The sequence below is a fragment of the Corallococcus sp. AB038B genome, assembly GCF_003668955.1.
Taxonomy (GTDB): Bacteria; Myxococcota; Myxococcia; order Myxococcales; family Myxococcaceae; genus Corallococcus; species Corallococcus exiguus.
This window is the reverse complement of the sequence record NZ_RAWO01000422.1, coordinates 1-382: the sequence shown is the minus strand read 5'-3', so window position 1 is coordinate 382 and position 382 is coordinate 1. Positions and strand designations below refer to the sequence as shown.

General features: G+C 29.6%; 1 protein-coding gene. It reads left to right on the top strand.

The features are described from left to right. On the top strand, positions 1–319 hold a 319-nt coding region (locus tag D7Y04_RS46325; protein ID WP_233601896.1), incomplete at its 5' end, for a hypothetical protein. Between the last annotated feature and the right edge of the window lie 63 nt (positions 320–382).

Genomic DNA, 382 nt, shown 5'->3' with positions numbered 1-382 from the left:
TCAACGAATTTTATCAGATTTAGATATCGTCTCTACTATTGCCACGAAAAATCAAAGAAACACAGCGAAGGAAATCATTGATGCATTGAAAATTGAACAAGGTTCAGATTTCATTCAACAAAAACAAACAGAATTCAATTATGTTTCGAATAAACAACAAAAACGTATTCAATCGCTCAGAAATTTCATTGACAAAGTTCAAATGCAATTGAAACAAACATCGTATCAATGTCAAATCAAATTTCCCTTTGATCTTTCCTCAAATCCTTCTATTGAACAATCAACAATCAATTCTATTTATTCCCAAGCATTATCTTAATTGTAATTTCATCTCAAATATCATACTAACAACCTTTCACTTTCCTTCCAAATCTCTTTCATT